The organism is Bradyrhizobium liaoningense (assembly GCF_018130825.1).
Classification (GTDB): domain Bacteria; phylum Pseudomonadota; class Alphaproteobacteria; order Rhizobiales; family Xanthobacteraceae; genus Bradyrhizobium; species Bradyrhizobium liaoningense_B.
The window spans coordinates 377,613-404,033 of record NZ_JAFCJS010000001.1; the positions used below are offsets into that span (position 1 = coordinate 377,613).

Sequence of the window (26,421 nt, forward strand, 5' to 3'; positions counted from 1 at the left end):
ACCGGGAACGGTCGACATTGACACCTGTCAAGCGGCGACAGTCTGCATCCGGGTGCGCCGCACTCGCAAGGGCCCTCTCCGGGCATGGGCGGCCTGGCTTGGACGCCGGCTCTGGACCGGCCTTGGACCGGCCTTGGACCGGCGCTCGCGGCAACACAACGCAGGACGGACGGATGGTTCATCACCGGTGCGCTCCCCATATGAACACCAGAAGGGAGGTGAGCATCATGCGCATCCAACATTGGCAAGACGCTGCCAGTCTGTTGGTGGGCATATGGCTGGTCCTGTCGTCCTTTGTCCTCGGCTTATCCGGGGCGGCGGTCTGGATCACCATCGCACTCGGGCTAGGCGTCATGCTGTTTGCCGTGGAAGCCTTTGTCATCCCGTCCGACCTGGAAGAATGGGGCGAAATGCTGCTGGGACTGGCTCTGGTGGCGGCGCCCTGGTCCGTCGGCTACGAGTCCGCATCCGCCACGGTTAGCAGCGTCGTGTCCGGCCTATTGGTGATCTTGCTCGCGGTCTGGGAATTGATGACCGATCGCAACTTCAGTGCCTGGTGGCACGATCACTGGCCTCACTGGCCTCACCGCGCCGGCTGAGACGAGAGGTTGCCGGCTCTTCTCCGACCGCCATCGTATGGCGGCCGGAGGAGAGGCGATCACGTTACGATGCGGTTCTGGGCTCGACCGGTTGCCAGATGCTGATCTTGCGCGTCTCCGGCATCAGGAACAGCGCGAGCAGGAAGCACACCGCGGGGACCGCAATCGGGTAGATCAGCGCGTAGCCTATGCTTCCGGTCGCCGCGAAGGCCGCCGACGTGATGAACGGCACCAATCCGCCGCCCCAGCCGTTGCCGATGTGATACGGCACCGACACCGACGTGTACCTGATCCTGCCGGGAAAGAATTCCGCCAGGAACGCACCGACCGGCCCGTAGACCATCCCGACGTAGCAAACGAGGATGAAGATGATGAAGATCGCGGTCGGATAGTTGATGTTGCCGGGCTGCGTGACCGCTCCCAGCCATAGATACAGCGGATAGTACGTGATCGCGGCGAGCAGCATGCCGCCCAGGATGACCGGCTTGCGGCCGATCTGATCCGACAGCCAGCCGAAGAAAATCAGGCTCGGTGTGGCAATCAGCAGCGCTGTACCCACGATGTAGGCGGAGGTCAGCGCGTCCACCTTGGAGACCTGCTGCAGGAAGTACAGCGCCCAGAACTGACCGCTGTACCAGACCACGCCCTGACCGATCAGGACCACAACGGCAATCCCGATGTATTTGATGTTCGAGCTCAGGAAGGCCTCCTTCCAGGGGTTCCTGGTCATCTGCCCGCGAGCCTTGATCTCCTGGAAGATCGGCGTCTCCTGGAGCTGGAGACGGATATAGATGGCGATGGCGACCAGCAGGAAGGACACCAGGAACGGAACGCGCCACGCCCATTCGTCGAAGGCCTGATTGCCGAACCAGGTCCGTGTCAGGATGATCACGGCCAGGGACACGACGATGCCGAGAGTTGGCGAGGTCTGCAGCCAGCCGGTGTAGTAGCCGCGCTTGTCGTCCGGAACATGCTCTGCGACATAGGTGATGGCGCCGCCATATTCGCCGCCCAGACACAGACCCTGGATCATGCGCAAGCCGAATAAAAGGAACGCCGCCGTCAGACCGATGGACTGGTAGGTCGGGATCAACCCGATTGCCCCGGTGCCCAGTCCCATTCCGCTCAGCGTGATGAGGAACGTATATTTTCGTCCGACCCTGTCGCCCATCCATCCAAAGAGGAAGGCTCCCAGCGGGCGGATCAGGAAGCCCGCAGTGAACAGCGCAATCGTGCTGAGGAGGGCTGCAACCGGGTGGGACTGCTCGAAGAACTTGACCGACAGAACTGCGGCCAGGCTGCCAAAGATATAGAAATCATACCATTCGATGACGTTTCCCACCGACGCAGCAACAATCACGCGACGAAAATCGCTCGGTACTTGAACTGCCATGTGCTGCTCCTATCGAATTCAAACGCTACTCCTGGCGCTCTTCAGCGCCCATTCGCTCGCGGAGTACGTTTGGTGCGCGTCGCCACAGGCGAAAATTGCGAGTTGCGTCCGCAACGCCTAATCTCAGGGAGGCCTGAGCCATCTGAGAAGAGCTCCAGCGGTCACTTCGGTACCGCGAGCTATCACGACCTGCCCGTCTGCCGGGGAGGCGGTGAAGCAGTGTAATCCCGCCGGGGCTGGCGTCTTATGAGACTTTCGGCTCAATCGATCTGAACCGAGGCTGATCCGTCCTGAGATGGAACGGGCGCCCATCGTGCCGGGCAGTTTTGTCACGAGCGAACGGAAAAGCCTCTCAGGCGTTGTGTGGGTCCAACCAGGAGCCCACTATGCAGAACATCGCAGAGCATATGGAAGTCATCGGCGCCGACGGCGTCCATGTCGGCACGGTCGACCGCGTCGAGGGCAACCGCATCAAGCTGACGAAGAAAGACAGCGGAGAGGGCAGCCACAAGGGCCATCATCACTTCATCGACAAGGGCCTCGTCGCCGGTGTCGAAGGCAACAAGGTCCGCCTGTCGGCCAAGGCGGCTGTCGCCGTGACGATGGAAGAGGAAAAGTAGGGCGCATCCCTCTTCGTTCCTGATCTGTACCGCTATTCGGCCTCCTGCACGTTCCGGTAGCCTCTGCGCCTGTCGCGTATCTCAGGGGTTGCTAGGGAATGGCGGAGCCGGGCCGGCCGCAGCGTGTCTCGCAAGGGATCGCAGGAACCTGGCCGGCGGGCCGCACCGCGTCGGCGGGCGGCTTTGCACCGGTAGGCTTTGGTGCCTGGCCCGCGCTCGTCGAGACGCTGCGCCAATGGGCCAGCGCCGAGGCCGGCGCCGGGCGGCTTTTGCCGTGGGTGCCCATCGCTCTCGGCAGCGGCATTGCGCTCTACTTTGCGGCCGATCACGAGCCGGTGCTGTGGGTGACCGCCGCGACGGCCATCGCGCTGATGCTCGGCGCCGTCCTGTTGCGGCGAAGCCGGCTGTTTGCGCCTGCGCTTCTGATTGCGGCGGTCGCGGCCGGCTTTGCCATCGCGACCTGGAAGACGGCGCGCATCGCGCACACCGTTCTGGCGAAACCGCTCTATTCGGTGTCGTTGTCGGGCTTCGTCGAGACGCGCGACATCCGCGAGCGCACCGATCGCTTCGTGCTGCGCGTCACCGCGATGGAGGCGCAGCGCAGCGACGTCAAGCTCGAGCGCGTGCGCCTGTCGGTGCGCAAGGGCACCGCGCCCGAGGTCGGCAGCTTCGTGCAGCTCAAGGCGCGGCTGATGCCGCCGATCTCGCCGGTGCGCCCCGGCAGCTATGATTTCTCGCGCGACATGTTCTTCCAGGGGATCGGTGCCTCCGGCTTCGCGATGGGCACCATCACGGCTTCGGTGCCGCCGGATGCCGGCGGCTTGCGGCTGCGCTATGGCGCCTTCATGCAGGGCCTGCGCGATGCGATCGATGCGCGCATTCGTGCCACGCTCGAAGGCGACAACCGCGCGATCGCGACCGCGCTATTGACCGGCCGGCGTGATGCGATCACTGCGCCCGTCAATGACGCGATGTTCGTCTCGGGGCTCGGCCATGTGCTGTCGATCTCGGGCTATCACATGGCGGTGGTCGCCGGCGTCGTGTTCTTCGCGGTACGCGCGCTGCTGGCCTTGATCCCGGGACTGGCGGTCGGCTTTCCCATCAAGAAATGGTCGGCGGCCGCGGCGCTGGTTGCCGCGGCGTTCTATCTGCTGCTGTCGGGTGCGGAGGTCGCGACGCAACGCTCGTTCTTCATGACCGCGGTGGTGCTGATCGCGGTCATGGTCGATCGCCGCGCCATCACCTTCCGCACGCTGGCGGTGGCCGCGCTGATCGTGCTCGCGGTCGCGCCGGAGGCGCTGGTGCATCCGAGCTTCCAGATGTCGTTTGCGGCAACGCTCGGGCTGGTCGCGCTGGTGCAGTTCGGCATGCCGAACCTGTTTGCCTCGCCCGACCATTCGGCGACCGCGCGCATCGCGCTGTGGGGCGGCCGCGAGATCGCGATGCTGTTTCTTGCCTCGCTAATCGCGGGGCTTGCGACCACGCCCTATGCCGCCTTCCACTTCCACCGGGTCACGCCGTATGGCGTGCTCGCCAATCTCGGCGCGATGCCGGTGGTCTCGGCGTTGGTGATGCCGGCCGGATTGTTGGGCCTGCTCGCCGCTCCCTTCGGGCTCGACGGCGTGTTCTGGTGGCTGATGGGGATCGGCATCGACTGGATGGTCGCGGTGTCGCGCTGGGTGGCGGCGCTGCCGGGCGCAGTCGGGCGCATCCCGGCGTTCGGCATCGCGCCGCTGATCGCGGCCAGTCTCGGCATCATTGTCATGGGCCTCTTGCGCACGCCGTTGCGCTGGTCCGGCGGGCTGGTGCTGCTGGCGGCGATCCTCTGGGGCCTGTCGGCGCGGCCGCCGGACGTCCTGATTGCCGGAGACGGCGCGAGCGTCGCGGTGCGGGGCAGGGACGGGCACCTCCACATGATCCGGGCGAGCAAGGACAGCTTTCTGCTGAAGGAGTGGCTGGCTGCCGACGCCGATCCGCGCGATGCGGGCAGTGCCTCACTGGCCGACGGCGTGTCGTGCGACGAGGCCGGCTGCGTGACGCCGCTCGCCGACGGTCACCTCGTCGCGCTGGCTTTGCGCATCGATGCACTCGCGGACGATTGCAGCCGCGCCGCGCTGGTGGTGACGGCCCGGCCCGCTGCGCCGGATTGCGCGGCGATGGTGGTGGATCGGCAGCGTCTTGCCGCGCAGGGCGCGCTCGCGCTGACGCGGCGAGGCGACGGCTTTGCGGTCCAGGCGGTCAAGGCAAGGGGCGCTGATCGCCCATGGGCGCCGGCCATCGCCGGCGAGGGTGATTACGGCGCGAGCCTTGCGCCGCCGGCGCCGGCTTCCCGCAGCCGGGACGCGACGCCGTCGGAGGCCGATATGCAGGCTGAGGATTGAGCGGACGGGCTACAGGTACCAGGCCAGCACGGCGTCGAGCCCGGCGCTCCCGATCACCGGCAGGGCCACCAACTGGCTCAGCCCGGACGCGCGGGCCTCAGCGGCCGCGATCGATTTGTCATGCGCGAGATCATCGTTGAGCGCGGGCATCCCGGTGGCCCAGGCGCCGCCGATGCTGCCGTCACTGCTGGCAATGGATTTGTCCGCATAGAGCGCGGCAAGGTCGGTCTGGGCGCTGCAATCTCCGGCGCGGAAGACCAGCGCAGAACGGGTCTCGTTCGGCACCCAGATCTCGAAGCGCCGTGCAATTGGCGTCGCCTGCGCGGAGAGGAAGGTCAGCACCCAGGTCTGGTCGGTGCCGGTCCGGTAGGGCACGCCGACGCCGAGATTGATCCCGACCTCGGCGGCGTCTTCCCAGCGCAGAAAGCTCTTGGCGTTGTGCAGGTCCTTGATGATCAGCGGCAGGCCGGCTTTCCAGATGCGTCCGGGCAGGCCGAAGCCGCGCGGAAACCTAGTGTGACGGGAGTTGAACTCGAACATGTCGGCGGTGCCATAGTAACCGTCGACCAGTCCCATCTCGTGGGAGGTATCGGGGTCATTGTGCCAGAGCTCGATCGCGCCGACATGCGCCTCGTCGTCGCCGCAGAACAGCACCATCACGGCCTGCAGGAATTCGCCTGAGAACACCGGCACCGCCACGCCGCAGGTCAGGCCCGCCGCGAGCGCCTGGTCGGTCCGCTTGAAATAGGAGTTGGCGAATTTGGTGAGGATGACGGGATGGCCGGAAGCCCAGGCCTTGCCGGGAAGGCCCTCATCCCGACCGAAGCGCAGATCTTCGCTTGCGGCCCTGAACGCGGACAGCCCTTCGCCGTAGAGGCCGCCGCCGAATTCCAGCCGCATGCGCGTCCGGTCGGGCACCCAGAGTTCAACGACGCGAATGAAGGTCTTCATCGAACGTGCCCGCTGCCTCAAGCCTTCTGGCAGCATCGGCCATTTGCCTGCAGAACGGACGTTCAAAATTCAGGCAGGGCAGCGCAAACTTCGTGCGACGGAGAACAGCGGCGGGCGATCCGCCGAAGGTATTTTCGAAGATGCAAACCTCACCATCTCGCCGGCCGCGGCCGGCGATGGCGATTTCAATCCTGGCCCCGACCCGCGAGCCGGGGGGCAGCTAGGTCAGCCAATCGGCAGGCGTGTGATCGTCGGCCTGTCGGCGGTGATCTGCGGCTTGTGCTCGCGCTCGCCGAGTGGCTGGGTCACCGGCAATTGCAGCACGGTTGCGCGTTGGCCTTCCACGAGCTGAGTCACCAGCACGTATTTGCCGTCGGGGAATTCGATCGCATCGTGATGGCGATCCGGAATGTGCGGATCGATCTTGCCGAACTTGCCGACGCGCGAGTTGATGGTGCGCGTCCAGATCCAGCGATTGTCGTAGCGGACATTGTCGGCGAAGGCGAGCTCCGTTCCCGGCAGCAGGCATACCGCGACCGACATGTCGGCTTCGGAGGCGAAGCCGCGTGTCGAGGTGCCGCGGAAGGTTGTCGTGACGATCGTCTCGCCGACTTCGGCGGGACGCGTCGCGACGGCGTGCAGGCTGTAGTCACACATCGGGGTGCTCCTCATTCGAAGATAGCAACCCGCGCCTCTTGTCGAGGCACAGGCCTCTATCAGAGTGGAAGCATACAACGGTCTGCTTGGTTGTGGGCAAATCTGCGGCTTTGGGTCCGCAGGCCGCCATCACAATATCTTTTTCAGATGCACGAGGAACAAAGCCCGCTCCTGTGCATTCGGCATGCTTCTTCGTCAGCGGCCAGCAGGTGCCGACCAGCCCGAATACGGCCAGGTGGGTTGCGACGGCTGTGCAATGGCGCCGCGTGCGTTGCGGAATTGCTCGCTCGTCGTCGCCGGCGTCGTCTTGCGGACATGATGCGACTGTGCGGCGACGGCCTGTGACACTGACGTTGCGATCAGCGCTATCGTGACGATGCTCAAGACGATCTTGCGCATGGTTGTCTCCTCAGTTTCTCACAAGGCCTGCGAAGCGATGAGTGCTTCGCGCGGCGTGCCGAGGATCTAGCGCGGGAGAGGTGGCCGGATAATCTGTGCAGAACCAGAAAGACTATCCAGCCGGAGCGGACAATCGTCCGCTCCAACGCATGTCGAACGATCGTGAGCTTAGCTCAGTACTTCCGGTACAGGCCGATCAGCTTGCCCTGAATCTTCACCCGGTTGGGCGGCAGGATGCGGACCTCATAGGCGGCGTTGGCGGGCTCGAGCGCGATCGAGGCGCCGCGGCGGCGGAAGCGCTTCAGCGTCGCTTCCTCGTCGTCGATCAGCGCCACCACGATGTCGCCGGTGTCGGCGCTCTCGTTGCGCTGGATCAGCGCCATATCGCCGTCGAGGATGCCGGCTTCCACCATCGAATCGCCGCGCACTTCGAGCGCGTAGTGCTCGCCCGAGCCAAGCATGTCAGGCGGCACGCTGATGGTGTGGCTGCGGGTCTGCAGCGCCTCGATGGGCGTGCCGGCCGCGATACGGCCCATGACAGGCACGGCGACCGGACGCTCACCCTCGTCGGCGGACGGGCTGGAGGTCGTGCGCACCTTGCCGAGATTGCCTTCGATGACGCTCGGCGTGAAGCCGCGACGGTTGCCGGCGGCAGCCTGAAGCTCGGGCAGCTTGATGACCTCGATCGCGCGGGCGCGGTTGGGCAGGCGCCGGATGAAGCCGCGCTCCTCGAGCGCGGTGATCAGGCGATGGATGCCCGATTTCGACCGCAGATCGAGCGCGTCCTTCATCTCGTCGAAGGAAGGCGGCACGCCGCTTTCCTTCAGTCGCTCGCTGATGAACCGCAGGAGCTCGTATTGTTTGCGCGTTAACATCTCGACCAAAATCCCCCGGTTGATGTCGTTCGATTCCGAGACGCTCAGTTCAGCGATAAGCCGCTGCATGCTCGAAACAAATCATGAACGGACACTATATGTTCGATACATGTTCCGCAACTGCTTAATTTACCGTGAACGCGACAAAGTTCGCGGAACGCGTGTGGTGACGGCGCTCAGACGGGCAGAGGCAGCACCTCGCACGGCGAGCCGGCTTCGGCCTTCGGCGCGAACGGTGCGCGCACGAGAAGTGCCTGTGCCGCAGCGAGATTCGCAAGCAGCGAAGAATCCTGGTGATCGACGGGAAGGGCGATCAGCGTGCCGTCGTCGCGCCGCTCCAGGCGCGCGCGCAGATAATCCTCGCGCTGGTCGTTGGCATTGAGGTCGCGGCCGAGCACGGCGCGCTCGCGGCGATGGTGAATCACGGCGCGGCCCGACAGCGCGCGAATCAACGGCACCATGAACAGGAAAGCGCAGACGTAGGACGACACGGGATTGCCGGGCAGGCCGATGACGCGCATCGTGCCGAGCCGGCCGTGCATCATCGGCTTGCCCGGCCGCATCGCGATCTTCCAGAACGACATCGCGATGCCCTCGGCCTTGAGCGCCTGCTGGACCAGATCGTGGTCGCCGACCGAGGCGCCGCCGCTCGTGACCAGGATGTCGGCGCCGCTCTCGCGGGCCCGGCGTATCCCGGCGGCGGTGGCCTCCAGCGTATCGGCGGCCACGCCGAGGTCGACGGTATCGGCGCCCTCCTGGGAGGCGAGCGCGTGCAGGGCATAGCCGTTGGAGTAGACGATCTGGCCGGGGCCGGGCGTTGCGCCCGGCATCACCAGCTCGTCGCCGGTGGCGAGGACCGCGACCTTCGGACGGCGTTGGACGGGCAAATGCGGGTGATTCATCCCGGCGGCGAGAGCGAGATCGCGTTCGGTGAGCCGGGTTCCCTTGCGCAGCAGCACGTCGCCCTCGGCGAAGTCGATCCCGGCGCGCCGGATATGCCGTCCGGGAATCGCCGCTTCCTTGATCGTGATGCGCTTGCCGTCCGCGGCCGTGTCCTCCTGGATCACGACCGCGTCTGCGCCGGCGGGAACGACGCCGCCGGTGAAGATCCGGACTGCTTCGCCGGCGCCGACCGACCCGGCAAATGGCCGTCCGGCCGCAACCTCGCCAATGACCGTCAGCTGGGAATCGATCGTCGCCGCATCGGCCGCACGCACGGCATAGCCGTCCATCGCCGACATCGCCTCCCGCGGCTGCGTGCGCCGCGCCGCGACGTCGCGCGCGAGCACGCGATGGAAGGCTTGGTCGAGGGGGATCGTTTCCTCAGGCAGCGGCTCCGCGCCGGCGAGCACCGCGGCAAGCGCGTCAGAAACCGGCATCAAGGCCACGGCTGAAAACTCCTGCTGCGCACGTTCGGCAAATCGGCGGCCAGAGTTCTAGCCGAGTGCGGGCGCAGAGGCAAAACAGCGGAGATGCAGGATGATTCAGCCTGCGTTGTCCGCTCTGTCCTGAAAGATGGACGTCAAATCCGCCGCGGCATGATCCGGAAGGCGAGGCAGACCGGCACAAGGACGGCCATGGCAAGCACGAGAAGAACGAGCGCCACGGCCAGCATCGGTCAACTCCTGGCCGGTTCGTCCGGACTGACGTCCGGCGCTTTGGGACCCTGGTCCTTGTCGGGCAGCGGGTCGGCCTGGGATTTCAGGTCGGCGGCCTTCCTGATCAGCTTGGCGGATAGGTCGGAGTCCGAGGTGGTTCTTGCGAACTCGAGCAGCAGAGAGGCTTGCTTGGTGAGGTAGGATTTGCCCAGCACGTCGATCGGTCCAATGCAGAAGTCCCAACGGACTCAAGAGTCCGGAAGGGCCGATTTCGTTCCCGGAACTCCGTACAAAAATGCACAAAGTGATTTGGTTCCTCATTTTGGGCAAAAACCGGTTCCTGGAACCGCGTCCGCCAGGAGGCGGATCCGTTCAAATCCCGAGCTTCTTCAGCGCATCGCCGACGTCACGGGGCGAGGTCACATGCACCGCGGTCAATCCGCGCGCCCGGGCTCCTTCGATGTTTTCTGCGAGGTCGTCGAAGAAGACGATGCGGCTTGCCGGCACGCCCATCGCCGCCACCACGTGATCGAAGGCTTCCGCATCCGGCTTGCGCAGGCCGATGCTGGACGACAAATAGAGCTCGTGGAAATGGCCGAGCAGGCCGGCATATTCCTTCGAGAAGTAGTCCACATGCGGCCGATTGGTGTTGGAGAAGGCGTAGAGCGGCATCTGCTTGGCCGCACGCGGCAACAGCTCGGCGATGTCAGGCATCTCGCCGGCGAAGATCGCGTTCCAGCCCTCCAGGAACTGCGCGTCGGAAATCGCGATCCCGAGCGATGAGCGAAGCGAGGCGAAATAGTCCTCGTCGCTGATTTTGCCGACCTCGTGCAGCCGGTAGGCTTCGCTGTCGCGCACATATCGCGCGACAATGGCTTCGGGCCGGCAGCCGGCATGTCCCGCCCAGCAGGCGATTGCCTTCGAGAAATCGATGTCGAGCACCACGCGCCCGAGATCGAACAGAAGCGCATCGGCGCTGCCGGGAGAGAGCGAGGTCACCTGCGTCCTTTCACTCAGTATCGATAGGGATCGTGGTCGAACAGCGGGAATGCGCTGAACACGCTCGGCGCGTTGGTCGCGGTGGCCGGGTGCAGGCAGGACTTGCCAACCTCGGCGAACGAGGTGGCGCCCAAGAGTCCGAGGCAGCGCAGCACTTCGTCTTCCAGCAACTCCAGCATTCGCGTCACGCCGGCTTCGCCGGCCGCCGCCAGCGCCCAGCATTGCAGCCGGCCGATGCCGACGAGGTCGGCGCCTGCCGCAATCGCCTTGACGATGTCGGTGCCGCGGCAGAAGCCGCCATCGACCATGATCTTGGCGCGGCCTTTCACGGCGTCGACGATTTCAGGCAGCACATGCATGGCGCCGCGGCCGTGATCGAGCTGGCGGCCGCCATGGTTGGAAACGTAGATCCACTCGACGCCGTGATCGAGCGCAATCAAGGCATCCTCGGCGGTGGCGATGCCCTTGAGGATCAGAGGGATCTTGAACTTATCCTTGATCATCTTCACGGTCCGCCACTCCAGTCCCTTCTGGTAGTCGCCGCCGGTGGCGCGCAGGCGGCTCTCGCGAACATAGCGCTTGGCGATGTCACGTTCGCGACGGCTGTAATGGGCGGTGTCCACGGTCAGGCAGAAGGCGGCGTAGGCGTTCTTCTCGGCGCGGCTGACGACATCGGTGACGAAGGCGTCGTCGCCGCGCACATAGAGCTGGAACAGGCGCAGCGCATCGGGGGCGGCTTCGGCGGTTTTCTCCAGCCCGGGTTCGGTTACCGAGCTCAGCATGTGTGCCGCACCGAAGGCGCCGGCGGCGCGGGCGACGGCTGCCGCGCCGTGCGGGTCGAAGACTTCCAGCGCCCCGACCGGGGCCAGCACCACCGGCAGGCGCATCTTGCGGCCGAACTGCTCAACGGAGCCGTCGACCTCATGCACGTCGCGCAGCACGCGCGGGCGAAAGGCGATCTCGTCCAGCGCCATGCGGTTGCGGCGCATCGTGGTCTCGGTCTCGGCGGCGCCGACGATGTAATCCCAGGCGTTCTGGTTGAGGTTCGCGCGCGCCTTCTTGATGAATTCGTGCAGGTTCTGGAACGGCTCGTTGCTGGAGCCGAGTTCGACGTTCCGTTCCGGCCGGATGCGGGGCGCTTCGTTCATTGTTATCCTCCCGAGAATTTGAAGCCTTGTGTCATCGCCTAACCCGTCCGCCTCTCCAAAACCATCCTAAAATCGCATAGCTGCGAGGCGCGGACCGGTCGACCGATTCCCGCCTTTCGCGCGAGACGGTTTCGGAACGTTGCCAAAAGTTTAGGCCGGGACGAAGGGATTTTTGCAAGTGCCCCGCCGGCGTTGCGGGCCGGCCTTGAAGAAACCTGAATGGTATTGTGAGAACCGGGCTGGATCGCCATTTGCATGGCGGCTCCCGAGCCCCGAGCAAGAAGGCTAACCCATCCATGCGGAAATCCCTGCTGTTCCCCCTTGGTGCGCTCACCGGAGTGTGCCTGACCCTTCTGGTATCCGGTCCGCAGGGCGGGCTATGGGCGGCGAGGGCGGCGGCGGGCGCGGACGATGCGTATTCCAAGCTCAACCTGTTCGGCGAAGTGTTCGAGCGCGTGAAGGCCAGCTATGTCGAGAAGCCGGACAATTCCAAGCTGATCGAAGGCGCGATCACCGGCATGGTGACCGCGCTCGATCCGCATTCGCGCTACATGAACGACAAGGCCTGGACCGAGATGCAGGAGACCACCTCCGGCGAGTTCGGCGGCCTCGGCATCGAGGTCACGATGGAGGAGGGCCTCGTCAAGGTCGTCTCGCCGATCGACGACACGCCGGCCTCGAAGGCCGGCATCATGTCCGGCGACCTCATCAGCAAGATCGACGGCGAGGCCGTGCAGGGCATGACGCTCGAGCAGGCCGTCAACAAGATGAAGGGCCCGGTCGACACCAAGACCAAGCTCACCATCGTGCGCAAGGGCGCGGACGCTCCGCTCGACGTCGCGATCACGCGTGAGATCATTCATGTGCGCCCCGTCCGCTTCCATGTCGAGAATGGCGACATCGGCTATATCCGCGTCACCTCGTTCAACGAGCAGACCACCGACGGCCTGAAGAAGGCGATCGCGGCGATCTCCAAGCAGGTGCCGCAGGAGAAGCTGGTCGGCTACGTGATGGACCTGCGCAACAATCCGGGCGGATTGCTCGACCAGGCCGTGTCGGTGTCGAGCGCCTTCCTGCAGCGCGGCGAGGTCGTCTCGACGCGCGGCCGCAATCCGGAAGAGACCCAGCGCTTCACCGCGCATGGCGGCGACCTCACCAAGGGCAAGCCGCTCGTGATCCTGGTCAACGGCGGCTCGGCTTCGGCCTCGGAGATCGTGGCCGGTGCGCTGCATGACCACAAGCGTGCCACGATCATCGGCACGCGCTCGTTCGGCAAGGGCTCCGTGCAGACCATCATTCCGCTCGGCACCGGCAACGGCGCGCTGGCGCTGACCACAGCGCGCTACTACACGCCGTCGGGCCGCTCGATCCAGGCCCAGGGCATCGCGCCCGACATCGAGATCCTCCAGGACGTGCCGCCCGAGTTGAAGGGCCGGATGGACACCATGGCGGAGTCCCAGATGCGCGGCCATCTGCAAGCCGCCGACGGCACCGAGCAGACCGGGTCGCAATCCTATGTCCCGCCGGAAGAGAAGGACGACAAGGCCCTGCACGCGGCTTACGACTTCCTGCACGGCGTCACCGCGAACGCAGTCGCCGCAAAGCCGGCGCCGAAGGCGGCGGTGCCGAACTAGATCTTACGATCTCCAGACATCGATCGCCCGGGAGTGGATGACCGCTCCCGGGCGATTCTGTTTTGGGGGCTGTCGCAGTGATCTGTAGCCCGGATGGAGCGCAGCGCAATCCGGGTCCCTGTCGCGGCGAACGATCGGCCCCGGATTACGCTTCGCTCCATCCGGGCTATGTTCGCGACATTCCGACCTAACCGGCCTCGCGCCGGCGGCTCTCGCTGGCTTCGCGCCGGGCGAGCCGGCTGCGATGCAGCGCGAACAGCTCCAGCATCTTGTCGGCGGGCTTGGCGGCACTGAACAGGTAACCCTGCATCTCGGAGCAACCGAGCGCGCGGAGCAGCCGCTGCTGCTCCTCGGTCTCGACACCCTCGGCCGTGGTGGTCATGCGGCGCGCGGTCGCCAGGTTGACGACGGCCTGGACGATGCTGGCGGAGCCGTCGGGCCCGGCGATGTCGTCGACGAAGCAGCGGTCGATCTTGATCTTGTCGAACGGGAAGCGGTGCAGATAGCTGAGCGAGGAATAGCCGGTGCCGAAATCGTCGAGCGCGATACGCACGCCGATGGCGCGGAGCTGGTGCAGGATCGCAAGCGCCGTGTCATCGTCGCGGATCAGCACCGCTTCGGTGATTTCGAGCTCGAGCCGGCTCGCCGGCAGGTTGGAGGCGGCGAGCGCCGCCATGATCTTCAGCGCCAGCGTGCCGCTCTTGAACTGCACCGGCGAGACGTTGACGGCAAGGCGGATGTCGTCGGGCCAGCCGGCCGCATCCCGGCAGGCGGTCGCCAGCACCCATTCGCCGATCTCGTTGATGAGACCGGTGTCTTCGGCGATCGGGATGAACTCGGCCGGCGAGACCATGCCGCGCTCGGGATGGCGCCAGCGTACCAGCGCCTCGCAGCCGGTGATGCGGTCGTCCTTCAGGCCGAGGCAGGGCTGGTAATAGACCTCGAGCTCGCCATGGGCGATGGCGTGGCGCAGGTCGATATCGAGCTGCCGCCGCTCGCGGACCTTGGCATCCATCTCGGGCTCGAAGAAGCGGTAGGTGCGGCGTCCTGCGGATTTGGCGGCGTACATCGCAAGGTCCGCGTTCTTCAGGATCTGGTCCAGCGCCGTGCCGTGTCCCGGCGCCAGCGCGATGCCGATGCTGGCGTCACTGGTGAGATGATGACCCATGCAGTCGAACGGCGTGCGGATGGCCTGAAAGACCCGGGCGACGAGATCGTTGACCTGGTCCGGCGACGTCACTGCGCTCTGCACGATGGCAAATTCGTCACCGCCGAGCCGCGCCACGAAATCGGTCGGGCCGGCGCAGCGGCTGAGGCTGGTTGCGACCAATTTCAGCAGCTCGTCGCCGACGAGATGGCCGAGCGCGTCGTTGACGCCCTTGAACTCGTCGATGTCGATATAGTGCACCGCGACCTCTTCGCCGTCGGCGATGGCGGCCAGCTCCTGCCTCAGATGCTCGTGGAACATGGCGCGGTTGGGCAGATCGGTCAGCGCGTCGTAATGGGCAAGATGGATGATGCGCTCCTCGATGCGCCGGCGCTCGGTAATGTCCTCGTGCGTCGCCACCCAGCCGCCGTCCGCGAGCGGCTCGTTGAGAACCTGGATCGAGCGGCCGTCCGCGGTGTCCACCACCATGGAATTGCGCACATGGATGTCGCGCAGCACGCGTTCGACATATTGATCGACGTCGCCGGTGAACGAGCCGGTCGTCTTGCGATGGGCGATGATGTCGTGGAAGCTGCAGCCCGGCGTCACCACGGCGGCCGACAGGCCGTACATGTCGATATAGCGCTGGTTGCACACCACGAGCCGGCGGTCCGCGCCGAACAGCAGCAAGCCCTGGGTCATGTTGTTGACGGCGCGGTCGAGGCGTTGCTTCTCCAGCGTCAGCCGCTCCCTGGAGAGGCGGTGCTGCTCCAGAAGCTTGCGCACGATCGCGATCAGAACGCCGGCGATGGCGAGCGCGGAAGAGGCGGCGACCGAGATCAGGATGCCGATCTGCTCACGCCAGTCGGTCAAGGCCGCCGCGCGTGTCGTGGTGGCCATCATCAGGATCGGGAAGTGGGGCAGGGCGTGCGAGGCGATCAGGCGGTCGTCGCCGTCGATCGGGCTCATGAAGCGTCCTGCGAAGTGATCGAGCCCGAAGACCCGCTGCTGCGCGAAGGAACCGGTCTTGAAATTCCGCCCCATCAATTCGCTGGAATGGGGATAGCGGGCGAGCAGCGTGCCGTCACGATGCAGCATCGAGATCGTCGCGCCTTCTCCGAGCACGACGGACTCGAAGAACTTCTCGAAATTGGCAGGCTCGATGCCGCGGCCGACCACGCCCATGAACTCGCCGTTCGGGCCCACGATCTTGCGGACGAGCAGGATGGTCCAGGCGCCGGAGATGCGGCTGTGCAGTGGCTCGATCAGGACATCAGGCGAATAGGGATCGTACTTGAAGGTGCGGAAATAGGCGCGGTCGGCGACGTTCACCTTGGGCGCCGGCCATGCCGTCGACGAGTTGATCACGTTGCCGTCGGCATCGATGATGTTGACGCCGCCGATGTAAGGCAGCGCCTCGATCTTCGAGCGCAGCATCCGGTGGATGTCCTCACCCGAGAGGCGCTTGCGATAGTCTTCCGCGCTGGAAACCCCGATCGCGCGGACGTGGCCGACGAAATCCTTCTGGATGACCGCGAAATCCTGCAATTGCTGATCGAAATGATGGGCCAGCATCAGCACGGTGTTTTCCAGCTCGCGGCCGGAATTGCGCAGCGCACGTTCGCGGAAGTTCTGCGCCATCAGCGTCGCGCCGACGGCAATTCCGGCGATCAGCAGCGCGCCGCCCACGACCAGCCAGCGGATCGGTCCGCTGCGCACGAAGGCCTGGTCGAAGAGGCGACTGCCGTATTTCGTCATCATGTCGATTGTTGCCGCGCACACGCCAGGATCAATTCTTGATCCTCAAGACATCCGTTGGTTTACGGGAACGGTATGGAGGCGAAGTTAGGAAGCGCGGTTAACGCGACATGAATCGCCGCACACAAAAGCGATCGAACGCGGCGTGCAAGCCGTGCAGGAATTGCCGCAAGACACCTGCGATGCCGGTCAGTTCCTGCCGGCTGGATCAAGTTCAACCAAGGCTTAACCATCTAAGGCGTTGGCGATCCTCAAGTCGCCATTGGCACGCGATTTGCGAACATGCCTGCCGACGACACAGTGAGGAGTTGATCATGAAAACCGTTTTGAAGAACTTCATTGCCGACGAATCCGGTGCGACCGCGATCGAATACGGCCTGATCGCCGCCGGCATCGCGCTTGCGATCATCGCCGTGGTCAACAATCTCGGCTCGACGCTGAAGCTGAAATTCGGATCGATCAGCACGTCGCTGAAGTAGAAGATCAGGCGCGGTAATGGCCGGACTTGCCGCCGAGCTTCTCGACGAGATGGATGCCCTCGATGCGGACGCCGCGCTCGACTGCCTTGATCATGTCGTAGATGGTGAGACAGGCGACCGACACGGCCGTGAGCGCCTCCATCTCGACGCCGGTCGGACCTGTCACCTTGACGCTGGCGCGCACGAGGCATCCCGGCAATTTCGCGTCCGGCTCGATGTCGACGGTGACCTTGGACAGCGCGAGCGGATGGCAGAGCGGGATCAGCTCGGAGGTGCGCTTCGCGGCCATGATGCCGGCGATGCGCGCGGTGCCGAGCACGTCGCCCTTCTTGGCGTTGCCCGAGACGATCAGATCGAGCGTCGCCCTGGTCATGACGACACGGCCTTCAGCGACCGCGAGCCGCTCGGTCGCGGGCTTGGCCGAGACGTCCACCATCCGCGCTTCGCCGGAGGCGCCGATATGGGTGAGGGCAGGCCCGGCCTTGGTCTTCGATGGCTTGGTCGTGGAAGCCTTGCGCGCCATGTCAGCGCGTACCGGTCGCGCGCGCGCCGGTCTCGCGCGCGAGCAGCGTGCGCGTGGCGGCGGTGACGTCGGCCTGCCGCATCAGGCTCTCGCCGACCAGGAAGGTCGACATACCGACGCGCTCGAGCCGGGCGAGATCAGCCGGGGTGAAGATGCCGCTTTCGCCGACCATCAGCCGCCCCTCGGGGATCAGCGGCGCCAGCGTCTCGCTGGTCGCGAGCGTGGTCTCGAAGGTGCGCAAATTGCGGTTGTTCACGCCGATCATCGGCGAACGCAGTTTTAGCGCGCGGTCGAGCTCGGCGCGGTCGTGGATCTCGATCAGCACATCCATGTCGTAGGCGAGGGCCGCGTCTTCGAGGTCCTTGGCGGTGGCGTCGTCGAGCGCGGCCATGATGATCAGGATGCAGTCGGCGCCATGCGCGCGCGCTTCCGCCACCTGATAGATGTCGAACATGAAATCCTTGCGCAGCACCGGCAGCGAGGTCGCCGCGCGCGCAGCCACCATGAAGTCGAGATGGCCCTGGAACGAGGGCGTGTCGGTCAGCACCGAAAGGCAGGCGGCGCCGCCGGCCTCATAGGCCCTGGCGAGGAGCGGCGGATCGAAATCCGCGCGGATCAATCCCTTCGACGGCGAGGCCTTCTTGACCTCGGCGATCAGCGCGTAGTCGCCGTTGGCATGCTTGGCCCTGATCGCACGCACGAAGCCGCGTGGAGCGGGCTGCGTCTTGGCCTTCGCCTCCACCGCCGACAGCGGCTGCGCGCGCTTGGCGGCGGCGATCTCCTCGCGCTTGTACGCCTCGATCTTGGTCAGGATGTCCGACATGTCAGGCTCAGCCGTTGGAGACCGCGATCAGGTGCTTCAGCCGCGCGTTCGCCGCGCCGCTGTCGAGCGATTTTGCGCCGATCGCAACGCCCTCCTTGAGGTCCTTGGCACGGCCGGCCACGACCAGTGCGGCGGCGGCGTTCATCAGCGCCACGTCGCGGTAGGGGCTCGGCTTGCCGTTGAGCACGCTTTGCAGCGCGATCGCATTGGCGTCGGCGTCGCCGCCCTTGAGCGCACCGGTCTCGCAGCGCGAGAGCCCGGCTTCCTCCGGTGTCACTTCGAAATTCCTGATCTCGCCATTGTGGAGCGCGGACACGAAGGTCGGGCCGGTGAGGGTGATCTCGTCGAGACCGTCGGAGCCGTGCACCACCCAGGCGGATTCGGAGCCGAGGTTCTTGAGCACCTGCGCCAGCGGTTGCACCCATTGCCTGGAGAACACGCCGACCATCTGCCGCTTCACGCCGGCCGGGTTGGACAGAGGGCCGAGCAGGTTGAAGATGGTGCGGGTCGCCAGCTCGACCCGGGTCGGGCCGACGTTCTTCATGGCGGGATGGTGGGCGGGAGCGAACATGAAGCCGATGCCGCATTCACGTACGCAGCGCCCGACTTGCTCCGGCTTGAGGTCGATCTTCACCCCGAGCGAAGCCAGCACGTCGGCAGCGCCCGAGCGCGACGACAGCGCGCGGTTGCCGTGCTTGGCCACCGGCACGCCGGCGCCTGCAACGATGAAGGAGGCGCAGGTCGAGACGTTGACCGAGCCGGAGCCGTCGCCGCCGGTGCCGACGATGTCGACGGCGTCGGGCGGCGCCGTCACGGTCAGCATCTTGGAGCGCATCGCCGCGACCGCGCCGGTGATCTCGTCCACGGTCTCGCCGCGCACCCGCAGCGCCATCAACAGGCCGCCCATCTGCGAGGGCGTAGCCTCGCCCGACATCATGGCGTCGAAGGCGGAAGCGGCTTCGTCACGCGACAGGCTGGCGCCGGTCGCCACTTTTCCAATGATCGATTTCAGGTCGTCCATCGCGTGCTTTCAACTCACTGGTTCGCGCCGGTCACCTGCGCGAAGGCGGCCTGATTAATGGTGGTCCCGATGTCGGTTTCAAGCTTGTTGACGTAGGCGGCGACCTGCTCCTCGATCTGGGCACGGTCGAGGCTGTCCTTCAGCTTCTTGACCGCGTCGGAGGCGGCATCGACCGCGGGATCGATGATGTCGGTGACGCGGAACACGATCACCTCGCTGCCGCCGCTCACGGGCGTCTGTCCGACGCCGTCCTTGACGGTGCGGAATGCGGCCGCCACGACGGTGCCGGGCACGCTGGCGGGCGAGTCGTCGCGCTTGAAGCCGGTCGCGGTCTCGACCTTGGCGCCGATCGCGGCCGCCTCATCCGCGAGCTTGCCGCCCGCTTCGAGCTTCTGCACCATCTCGGTTGCCTTGGCCTTCAGCTTGGTCGCGATCTGGTCCTGGCGCCAGCGCGCCTCGACCTGGTCGCGGACCTCATCGAGGTTGCGGTCGCGCGACGGCGTGATCGCGAGCACGTCGAACCAGACATAACCGCCCTTGAACGAGATCGCGTCGTTGTCGACGCCGACGTCGGTGTTGAAGGCCTGCGACACCACGTCGAGGCCCTGCGGAATGTTGGCCACCGGCTGGCCATTCGGGGCGCGGCCGGAGCGGTCGACGGCGTCGATGGTCACGGCGGTGAGGCCGAGCTTCTGCGCCGCGTCGATCACGCTGGAGCCGCCGCCGCGCTCGTCTTCCATCTTGTCGCGGAGTTCGGCGACCTTGACGCGCGCGCGGTCGGCCGCGATCTCGCGCTTGATGTCGCCGGCAAGCTTCGCATAGTCGGCCTCATTGCCCGGCTCGATCTTGTCGACCTTGACGATGGAGGTGCCAAGAGCGCCCTGGACCGGCTGGCTGATCTCACCGGCTGGAAGCGCGAATGCAGCATTGCCGACCGCAGGGTCGAGCGCCGACTTGGTCACCAGTCCAAGATCGACGTCGGAGGTGCTCAGCCCGCGCTCCTTGCCGAGATCCTCGAACGACATGCCGCCGGCGAGCCGCTCGCGCGCGGTCTTTGCCTCAGCTTCATTGGGAAACACGATCTGGTGGATCCGGCGCTTCTCAGGCGTGCCGAGCCGGTCCTTGCGCTGCTCGAACAGCTTCTTGGCGTCCTCGTCGGAGACCTCGGTCCATTTGCCGATCTCCTCCGGCGAGATCACGACGAAGGCGATCTTGCGAAATTCGGGCGCGCGGAACTGGACCTTGTGGTCCTCGAAATAGGCGGCGAGCGCCTCGGGCGAGGGCGCGTCGATGGTACCTGCCTGGGCCGCGTCGAGCCTGACGAACTCGATCGAGCGCTGCTCGTTCTGGAAGCGCGTCAGGACGTCGATCATGGCCTTCGGCGGCTCGAGGCCGGCGCCGATCGTGCCGGTGATCTGCCGGCGCAGCGACACCTTGCGCTGCTCGGCGACGTAGCGCTGCTCGGTGTAGCCGAAGTTGCGGATCATGGCCTGGAAGCGGTTTGCATCGAAGTTGCCGCCGACGCCCTTGAAGTTGGGGTCGTTCATGATGACCTGGCGGATCTGCTCGTCGGACTGGCCGAGCCCGAGACGGCGCGCCTCTTCGTCGAGGGCGGCTTCAGCAATGGTCTGCTGCAGCACCTGCCGGTCGAGGCCGAAGGCACGGGCCTGGTCGGGCGTTAGCGGACGGCCGAACTGGCGGCTGATCTGCTGCAGGCGGTCGGTGTAGATCTGCCGGAACTCGTTCAGCGAAATCTCGGTGCGGCCGATCTTGGCCACGGTGGACTGGCCGAAGCCCTTGAAGATGTCGGCGATGCCCCAAATGCCGAAACTGACGATCAACACGCCCATCACCACGGCCATAATGGTCTTGCCGAGCCAGTTCGATGAGGCCTTGCGCATTCCTCGAAGCATTTGGTCCAACTTGTTTGGTCAGGAGGGGAACGGGAGCGCGTCTTAATGCAGATTCCGCAAAAGCGCGTCACCAAATTGATAGATCATCATAAAGTGGCGGCTTTCCCCCCGCAACCTCAGGTCATGCGACGGCGAGAAGCTGCGGTTAAAAGCCCCAAAGCGTTTTCTGTCAGGAAAACGCGTCAGAACAAGAATCTGGAACTGCGGCAGGTCCTCTGCTAGCGCATGAACAAACCCTCATATCGCTGGAAATTGACATGACCGACGCCATCCGACCGCTGATCGCCGGCAATTGGAAAATGAACGGCCTGAAGGCCCAAGCTGCCGAATTCGACGCCATGCTCAATGGCGCGGCAGATGTGGTCGCCAAGGCCGACCTGCTGGTCTGCCCGCCGGCGACCCTGGTTGCCGCCTTCGCCGAGAAGGCACGCGGCAAGAAAGTTGCGGTGGGGGCGCAGGACTGCCATCCGAAGGCATCCGGTGCCCATACCGGCGACATCGCCGCCGAAATGCTGGTGGATGCGGGCGCGACCGCCATTATCGTCGGCCATTCCGAGCGTCGCGCCGATCACGGCGAGGGGGACGCCCTCGTCAGGCAGAAGGCCGAAGCGGCCTGGCGGGCGGGGGTCACGGCGATCGTCTGTATCGGCGAGACGCAAGGCCAGCGCGACGCCGGCCAGACCCTGGACATCCTCCGCGGTCAGCTCCAGGGCTCGCTCCCGGATGCCTCGACCGCCGCCAATCTGGTCGTGGCCTATGAGCCGGTCTGGGCGATTGGCACCGGCCTGACCCCTACGGCCCAGGATGTCGAGCAGATTCATGGGTTTATCCGGGAACTCCTGACCTCCCGGTTCAAGGCTGATGGCGCCAGGATGCGGATCCTCTACGGTGGCTCGGTCAAGCCCTCGAACGCGGCCGAGCTGATGGCCGTGAAGAACGTGAACGGCGCGCTGGTCGGCGGCGCCAGCCTGAAAGCGGCCGATTTCCTTGCCATTGCCAAGGGCTGCCCCTAGCTAACCCAAAGCTTTGGCAGTCCTAAGCTAAGTCTTGGACCGATCGGGGGTGGCAATACCCCCTCCGATCGTGTAACACCGCGCAACTTCAGGAAAACCCGCGAAGCGCGATCGGCCGCCGTCAGGCGCCGCCCGCTTGTGACGGAAGGACACTATGCAGACCGTTGTCATCGTCATTCACCTCATGATCGTCGCCGTCATGATCGGCGCCGTCCTGCTCCAGAAGTCGGAAGGCGGCGGCCTCGGCATGGGCGGCGGCGCGGGCTTCATGTCCAGCCGCGGCACCGCGAACCTCCTGACGCGGACCACCGCGATTCTGGCTGCGGGCTTCTTCCTGACCAGCATGTTCCTGTCCTGGCACGCGGGCTACAGCCGCGCGCCGTCGTCGATCATCGGCACGCCGGCGTCGCAGGGCCAGCCGGCCGGCGGATCGCCGATCGCGCCGCCGACCTCGGGCGGCATCCTGGATTCGCTGAAGAAGGCCGACGAGCAGCAGCAGGCGCCGGCTCCGACCGGCCCGCAGGTACCGCGCTCGCAATAAAGCAGGGGGGCCATGCAGGGCGGTGGCTACCGTCCTGCATCAACAATCCCCATCAAGGCACTGTCACCACTCTTAGTTCTGGCTCACCCACAGGCCCGCAAAATCTTTGGGGCGGAAGACGAATCGCTTTGGCGAATCGAATTCGAGGGATTAGAGGTTAAGTCCCATGGCGCGGTACATATTCATCACCGGCGGCGTGGTTTCTTCGCTCGGCAAGGGTCTGGCTTCAGCGGCACTCGGTGCCCTGCTGCAGGCCCGGGGCTACAAGGTCCGCCTCCGCAAGCTCGATCCCTATCTCAACCTCGATCCCGGGACGATGTCGCCGTATCAGCACGGCGAAGTGTTCGTGACCGATGACGGCGCGGAGACCGATCTCGATCTCGGTCACTACGAGCGCTTCACCGGCCGGCCGGCGACCAAGGCCGACAACATCACGACGGGGCGCATCTACCAGGACATCATCACCAAGGAGCGCCGTGGCGATTATCTCGGCGCGACCATCCAGGTGGTTCCGCATGTCACCAACGCCATCAAGGAATTCGTCCTCGACGGCAATGACGATTACGATTTCGTGCTGGTCGAGATCGGCGGCACCGTCGGCGACATCGAAGGCCTGCCGTTCTTCGAGGCGATCCGCCAGCTCAAGAACGAGCTGCCGCGCGATCACGCCGTCTATATCCACCTGACGCTGCTGCCGTACATTCCGAGCGCCGGCGAATTGAAGACCAAGCCGACGCAGCACTCCGTGAAGGAGCTGCGCTCGATCGGCATCCAGCCGGACATCCTGCTCTGCCGTACCGATCGCGAGATCCCGAAGGAGGAGCGGCGCAAGCTCGGCCTGTTCTGCAACGTGCGCGAAAGCGCCGTGATCGAAGCGCGCGACGCCGACAGCATCTACGCTGTCCCTGAGGCCTATCACAACGCAGGCCTCGACGACGAAGTGCTTGCCGCCTTCGGCATCGGATCGCGGATCCCGCCGGTGCTCAAGAGCTGGCAGCAGATCAACGAGCGCATCCGCAATCCCGAAGGCAACGTCACCATCGCCATCGTCGGCAAGTACACCGGCATGAAGGATGCGTATAAGTCGCTGATCGAGGCGCTCTCGCATGGCGGCATCGCCAACAAGGTGAAGGTCAATCTCGACTGGATCGAGAGCGAGATCTTCGAGAAGGAAGATCCCGCGCCGTTCCTCGAGCACGTCAACGGCATCCTGGTGCCGGGCGGATTCGGCCAGCGCGGTGCGGAGGGCAAGATCAAGGCGGCGCAGTTCGCACGCGAGCGCGACGTGCCGTATTTCGGCATCTGCTTCGGCATGCAGATGGCGGTGATCGAGGCCGCGCGAAACCTCGTCGGCATCGAGGATGCCAACTCCACCGAGTTCGGCCCGACCAAGGAGCCGCTGGTCGGCCTGATGACGGAGTGGCTGCGCGGCAACGAGCTCGAGAAGCGCTCGCAGGCCGGCGATCTCGGCGGCACGATGCGGCTTGGCGCCTATCCCGCCGCGCTCAATCGCGGCAGCCGCGTCTCGCAGGTCTATGGCGGCGCGACCGAGATTTCAGAGCGCCACCGCCATCGTTACGAGGTCAACACCGCCTACAAGGACCGCCTCGAGCAGCATGGCCTGAAATTCTCCGGTCTGTCGCCCGATGGCGTGCTGCCTGAGATCGTCGAGTACGAGGATCACCCCTGGTTCATCGGCGTCCAGTTCCACCCCGAGCTGAAGTCGCGCCCCTTCGAGCCGCACCCGCTGTTCGCCTCGTTCATTCAGGCGGCGATGGTGCAGAGCCGGCTCGTCTGATGGTTCAGCGCGCGGCCGAGTAGTCGCGCGCGTGGTGCATCGGCGCAAACGCGACCCGCGCTGACGGTTCAGGCGCAAACGATCCCGTGATCAGCTTCATCTGCGGCCGTCGCGTCAGCCTGTAGACGGCCGCTGGCGGCACGTTCAGCAAGGCGCGATCCACCAGCTTTGCGCGCAGGCCGAGCCGATCGAGCATGGGCCGCGGCACCGGGCAGTTCATGCCATAGGTGAACTGGTAGAAGGCGCCACCGGGACGGACATAGCTGAACGCGCCGCTGAGGATCGAGATGACCTTGCGCCTGGACATGTTGAGCAGCGGCAGGCCGCTTACGACCGCGCCCACGGGAGCACCGTCATAGAGGCGCTCGGCCGCGAGCCGCGCCGCGTCCATCCACAGCACGCGCGACCCGGGAAAGCGCATCTGCAGGAGCTTCATGAAGTCGGAGCCGTATTCGATCAGCGTGAGATCCTGCGGCCGGACCCCTCGTTTGAGCAGCTTGTAGGTGAATGCGCCGGTGCCGGGACCGAGCTCGAGAATTGGCCCCGTCGTTGCACTGATCTCGCGCGTGATGAGGTCGGCGAGCGCCGCACCCGATGGTGCGATCGCGCCGACCCGACGCGGGGACGACATCCAGGACAGGAAGAACGAAAGGAAATCGTTGGGCATGCGCACTCCGGCATCTTGGTTTGCACCTCAAAGGAGGTGCGACGGATGCAGTGTCGCGGGAGCGCATTGCGACAGCATTGCGCTATGGGGCGCGAATGCGAATTGAATCAGCTCTGCCGCACTTCCGGCAGCGTCATCCGGAAACAGGCACCGCCTTCCGGCCCGTCCGCCACCGAGACGTGGCCGCCATGCAGCTGCACGATCTCGCGCACCATGTTGAGGCCGAGGCCGGCACCGCGATCGAGCGGGGTCAGCCGATAGAACGGCTCGAAGATCTGCTCGCGCTGATCGGCGGGAATGCCGGCGCCTTCATCGGTGACCTCGATGCTCGCAGGGCCGCTGACGCGAATCCCGATCGTGCCGCGGCGCGGGCCATGCTGGATCGCATTCTGCACGAGATTGGTCAGCGCGCGCTCCAGCGCCGCCGCATCGCCGATCGTCTCGACCGGTGTCGCCGGTGCATCGAGCGCCAGCTCGTAACCGGCGGCGATTGCCAGCGGCGCGAGGTCCGCGGCGACGCTTTGCGCAACGGCGGCGAGATTGACGCGCGTGAAGGGATGGCCGCAGCGATCGAGCCGCTGGATATCGAGCAATTGCTCGGCAAGCGTCGCAAGCCGCGCGGCATCCTCCAGCAGGCGGGTCTTGTCCGGACCGGGGCTAAGCGACTCCAGCCGCGTGTTCAGGATCGCGATCGGCGTGCGCAGCTCATGTGCGGCGTCCGCGACGAAGCGCTTGTGGCGGGCATAGCCCTGGTCGAGCCGCGCCAGCGCATCGTTGATCGCGGTCACCAGCGGCACGACCTCCAGCGGGATGCGCTCGACCGGGAGCCGCGCGCCGCGCTGGTGGATATCGATGCGTCGCGCCTCGTTCGCCGCGGTATCGAGCCCCCTGAACGCGCGCTGCACGATCATCGGCGTCGCGATGAACGTTGCCGTTCCCATCAGGAGCAGGCCGGGCAGGGCGATGCCGAGGAACGCAAGGGATGTCGTGAACAGGGCCTTGGCGCCGGTCAGACGTCCCTGCGTCGCCGTGATGATCTGCACATTGCCCGCATCGGTGTCGACTCGCTTCAGCCGCGCCGCCGGCTTGCGCGGATCGTCCTCGAACAGTTGCCAGCCGAGCCGCGCCTGGCTGATCTGGTCGAGGCCGCTGCCGATCGCGGCGAATTCTGCCGGCACGTTGCCTTCGCTGAGCGAATGTCCCTGCTTGTCGCGGACCAGGAACCAGAGGTCGGGTGTCTCGTTGCGCAATTGCTGCAGCTCGGCGGTCGGTCGCAAGATCAGTCCGCCTTGCGCCTCGCGCGCGAGCGCGCGCTGGACGACATCGATGACGCGGTCCTCGTCGCGCTCGGCCAGCACGAAGCCGGAGGCGCACAGCCCGGCCAGGACGACCGCAACCAGCGCGACCAGGATCGCGGCCTGGAGCGAGAGCAGGCGCCAGCTCAAGCGCGAGCGCAGGCAATAGGGATCGTCGTGTTTGCTCAT

24 protein-coding genes are annotated in these 26,421 nt (G+C 65.5%); 8 read left to right on the forward strand and 16 right to left on the reverse strand.

The features are described 5' to 3' along the window. The first annotated feature begins 227 nt into the window (after positions 1–227). On the forward strand, positions 228–599 hold the full coding sequence (locus tag JQ603_RS01840; RefSeq protein ID WP_212336054.1) for an SPW repeat protein: 372 nt from the start codon (positions 228–230) through the stop codon (positions 597–599). 64 nt (positions 600–663) lie between these two features. Here JQ603_RS01840 and JQ603_RS01845 read toward each other — a convergent pair whose 3' ends face one another. Further along, on the reverse strand, positions 664–1,992 hold the full coding sequence (locus tag JQ603_RS01845; protein ID WP_212336055.1) for an MFS transporter: 1,329 nt from the start codon (positions 1,990–1,992) through the stop codon (positions 664–666). A gap of 386 nt (positions 1,993–2,378) precedes the next feature. Here JQ603_RS01845 and JQ603_RS01850 point away from each other — a divergent pair, with 386 nt between their 5' ends. Both JQ603_RS01850 and JQ603_RS01855 read left to right on the forward strand, forming a co-directional pair. After that, entirely contained in the window at positions 2,379–2,612 is a 234-nt protein-coding gene (locus tag JQ603_RS01850; protein WP_212336056.1) for a DUF2171 domain-containing protein, read from the forward strand. Between the two features lie 98 nt (positions 2,613–2,710). Beyond that, positions 2,711–4,993: a ComEC/Rec2 family competence protein gene (locus JQ603_RS01855; protein ID WP_212336057.1), complete on the forward strand. Its 2,283-nt coding sequence runs from the start codon at positions 2,711–2,713 to the stop codon at positions 4,991–4,993. 9 nt (positions 4,994–5,002) lie between these two features. On the opposite strand, the gene JQ603_RS01860 is transcribed toward JQ603_RS01855, so the two are convergent. The 8 genes from JQ603_RS01860 to JQ603_RS01895 form a co-directional block, all read right to left on the reverse strand. Continuing rightward, a complete protein-coding gene (locus JQ603_RS01860) occupies positions 5,003–5,944 on the reverse strand; it encodes a GAF domain-containing protein (RefSeq protein WP_212336058.1) in 942 nt (313 codons plus the stop codon). A 225-nt stretch (positions 5,945–6,169) separates the two neighbouring features. Beyond that, positions 6,170–6,601, reverse strand: coding sequence for a hypothetical protein (locus JQ603_RS01865; RefSeq protein WP_183238978.1), 432 nt, complete (start codon positions 6,599–6,601; stop codon positions 6,170–6,172). A 195-nt stretch (positions 6,602–6,796) separates the two neighbouring features. Further along, positions 6,797–7,000, reverse strand: a complete 204-nt coding sequence (locus JQ603_RS01870) for a hypothetical protein (protein ID WP_212336059.1) — start codon at positions 6,998–7,000, stop codon at positions 6,797–6,799. Between the two features lie 173 nt (positions 7,001–7,173). Further along, positions 7,174–7,875, reverse strand: coding sequence for a transcriptional repressor LexA (gene lexA / locus JQ603_RS01875; RefSeq protein ID WP_145665872.1), 702 nt, complete (start codon positions 7,873–7,875; stop codon positions 7,174–7,176). A gap of 176 nt (positions 7,876–8,051) precedes the next feature. After that, a complete protein-coding gene (locus JQ603_RS01880; RefSeq protein WP_212336060.1) occupies positions 8,052–9,263 on the reverse strand; it encodes a molybdopterin molybdotransferase MoeA in 1,212 nt (403 codons plus the stop codon). A gap of 230 nt (positions 9,264–9,493) precedes the next feature. Then, positions 9,494–9,688, reverse strand: coding sequence for a hypothetical protein (locus tag JQ603_RS01885; RefSeq protein ID WP_212336061.1), 195 nt, complete (start codon positions 9,686–9,688; stop codon positions 9,494–9,496). Positions 9,689–9,845: 157 nt separating this feature from the next. Then, entirely contained in the window at positions 9,846–10,472 is a 627-nt protein-coding gene (locus JQ603_RS01890) for an HAD family hydrolase (RefSeq protein ID WP_212336062.1), read from the reverse strand. A gap of 14 nt (positions 10,473–10,486) precedes the next feature. After that, a complete protein-coding gene (locus JQ603_RS01895; protein WP_212336063.1) occupies positions 10,487–11,620 on the reverse strand; it encodes an alpha-hydroxy acid oxidase in 1,134 nt (377 codons plus the stop codon). Between the two features lie 296 nt (positions 11,621–11,916). Between JQ603_RS01895 and JQ603_RS01900 the strand changes: the two genes are divergently transcribed. After that, the gene (locus JQ603_RS01900) at positions 11,917–13,254 is read left to right on the forward strand and encodes a S41 family peptidase (RefSeq protein ID WP_212336064.1); all 1,338 of its coding nucleotides are present in this window, start codon (positions 11,917–11,919) and stop codon (positions 13,252–13,254) included. 187 nt (positions 13,255–13,441) lie between these two features. Here the strand turns inward: JQ603_RS01900 and JQ603_RS01905 are convergent, their stop codons facing one another. Beyond that, positions 13,442–16,162, reverse strand: coding sequence for a bifunctional diguanylate cyclase/phosphodiesterase (locus JQ603_RS01905; protein ID WP_212338120.1), 2,721 nt, complete (start codon positions 16,160–16,162; stop codon positions 13,442–13,444). A 311-nt stretch (positions 16,163–16,473) separates the two neighbouring features. Here JQ603_RS01905 and JQ603_RS01910 point away from each other — a divergent pair, with 311 nt between their 5' ends. After that, a complete protein-coding gene (locus JQ603_RS01910; RefSeq protein ID WP_026311877.1) occupies positions 16,474–16,638 on the forward strand; it encodes a Flp family type IVb pilin in 165 nt (54 codons plus the stop codon). Between the two features lie 4 nt (positions 16,639–16,642). Here the strand turns inward: JQ603_RS01910 and moaC are convergent, their stop codons facing one another. Genes moaC through JQ603_RS01930 form a run of 4 tightly spaced genes read right to left on the reverse strand, consistent with a single transcriptional unit; the run spans position 16,643 to position 20,918 of the window. Then, a complete protein-coding gene (gene moaC, locus JQ603_RS01915; protein WP_018642268.1) occupies positions 16,643–17,161 on the reverse strand; it encodes a cyclic pyranopterin monophosphate synthase MoaC in 519 nt (172 codons plus the stop codon). Between the two features lies 1 nt (position 17,162). After that, the gene (gene trpC / locus JQ603_RS01920) at positions 17,163–17,984 is read right to left on the reverse strand and encodes an indole-3-glycerol phosphate synthase TrpC (RefSeq protein ID WP_212336065.1); all 822 of its coding nucleotides are present in this window, start codon (positions 17,982–17,984) and stop codon (positions 17,163–17,165) included. Between the two features lie 7 nt (positions 17,985–17,991). Beyond that, a complete protein-coding gene (trpD, locus tag JQ603_RS01925) occupies positions 17,992–19,005 on the reverse strand; it encodes an anthranilate phosphoribosyltransferase (RefSeq protein ID WP_212336066.1) in 1,014 nt (337 codons plus the stop codon). A 14-nt stretch (positions 19,006–19,019) separates the two neighbouring features. Next, positions 19,020–20,918 (reverse strand): SurA N-terminal domain-containing protein, encoded by a 1,899-nt coding sequence (locus JQ603_RS01930; RefSeq protein ID WP_212336067.1) that lies wholly within the window; start codon positions 20,916–20,918, stop codon positions 19,020–19,022. Positions 20,919–21,175: 257 nt separating this feature from the next. Here JQ603_RS01930 and tpiA point away from each other — a divergent pair, with 257 nt between their 5' ends. The 3 genes from tpiA to JQ603_RS01945 all read left to right on the forward strand — a co-directional run bounded on the left by tpiA (position 21,176) and on the right by JQ603_RS01945 (position 24,270). After that, the gene (gene tpiA / locus JQ603_RS01935; RefSeq protein ID WP_212336068.1) at positions 21,176–21,931 is read left to right on the forward strand and encodes a triose-phosphate isomerase; all 756 of its coding nucleotides are present in this window, start codon (positions 21,176–21,178) and stop codon (positions 21,929–21,931) included. 154 nt (positions 21,932–22,085) lie between these two features. Continuing rightward, positions 22,086–22,472 (forward strand): preprotein translocase subunit SecG, encoded by a 387-nt coding sequence (gene secG, locus JQ603_RS01940; protein WP_028136194.1) that lies wholly within the window; start codon positions 22,086–22,088, stop codon positions 22,470–22,472. Between the two features lie 166 nt (positions 22,473–22,638). Further along, positions 22,639–24,270 (forward strand): CTP synthase, encoded by a 1,632-nt coding sequence (locus JQ603_RS01945; RefSeq protein ID WP_212336069.1) that lies wholly within the window; start codon positions 22,639–22,641, stop codon positions 24,268–24,270. Between the two features lie 4 nt (positions 24,271–24,274). On the opposite strand, the gene JQ603_RS01950 is transcribed toward JQ603_RS01945, so the two are convergent. Both JQ603_RS01950 and JQ603_RS01955 read right to left on the reverse strand, forming a co-directional pair. Further along, positions 24,275–24,937: a class I SAM-dependent methyltransferase gene (locus tag JQ603_RS01950; RefSeq protein ID WP_212336070.1), complete on the reverse strand. Its 663-nt coding sequence runs from the start codon at positions 24,935–24,937 to the stop codon at positions 24,275–24,277. 107 nt (positions 24,938–25,044) lie between these two features. Then, positions 25,045–26,421 carry a sensor histidine kinase gene (locus JQ603_RS01955; RefSeq protein ID WP_212336071.1) on the reverse strand — a complete coding sequence of 459 codons (1,377 nt, stop codon included), beginning with the start codon at positions 26,419–26,421 and terminating at the stop codon, positions 25,045–25,047.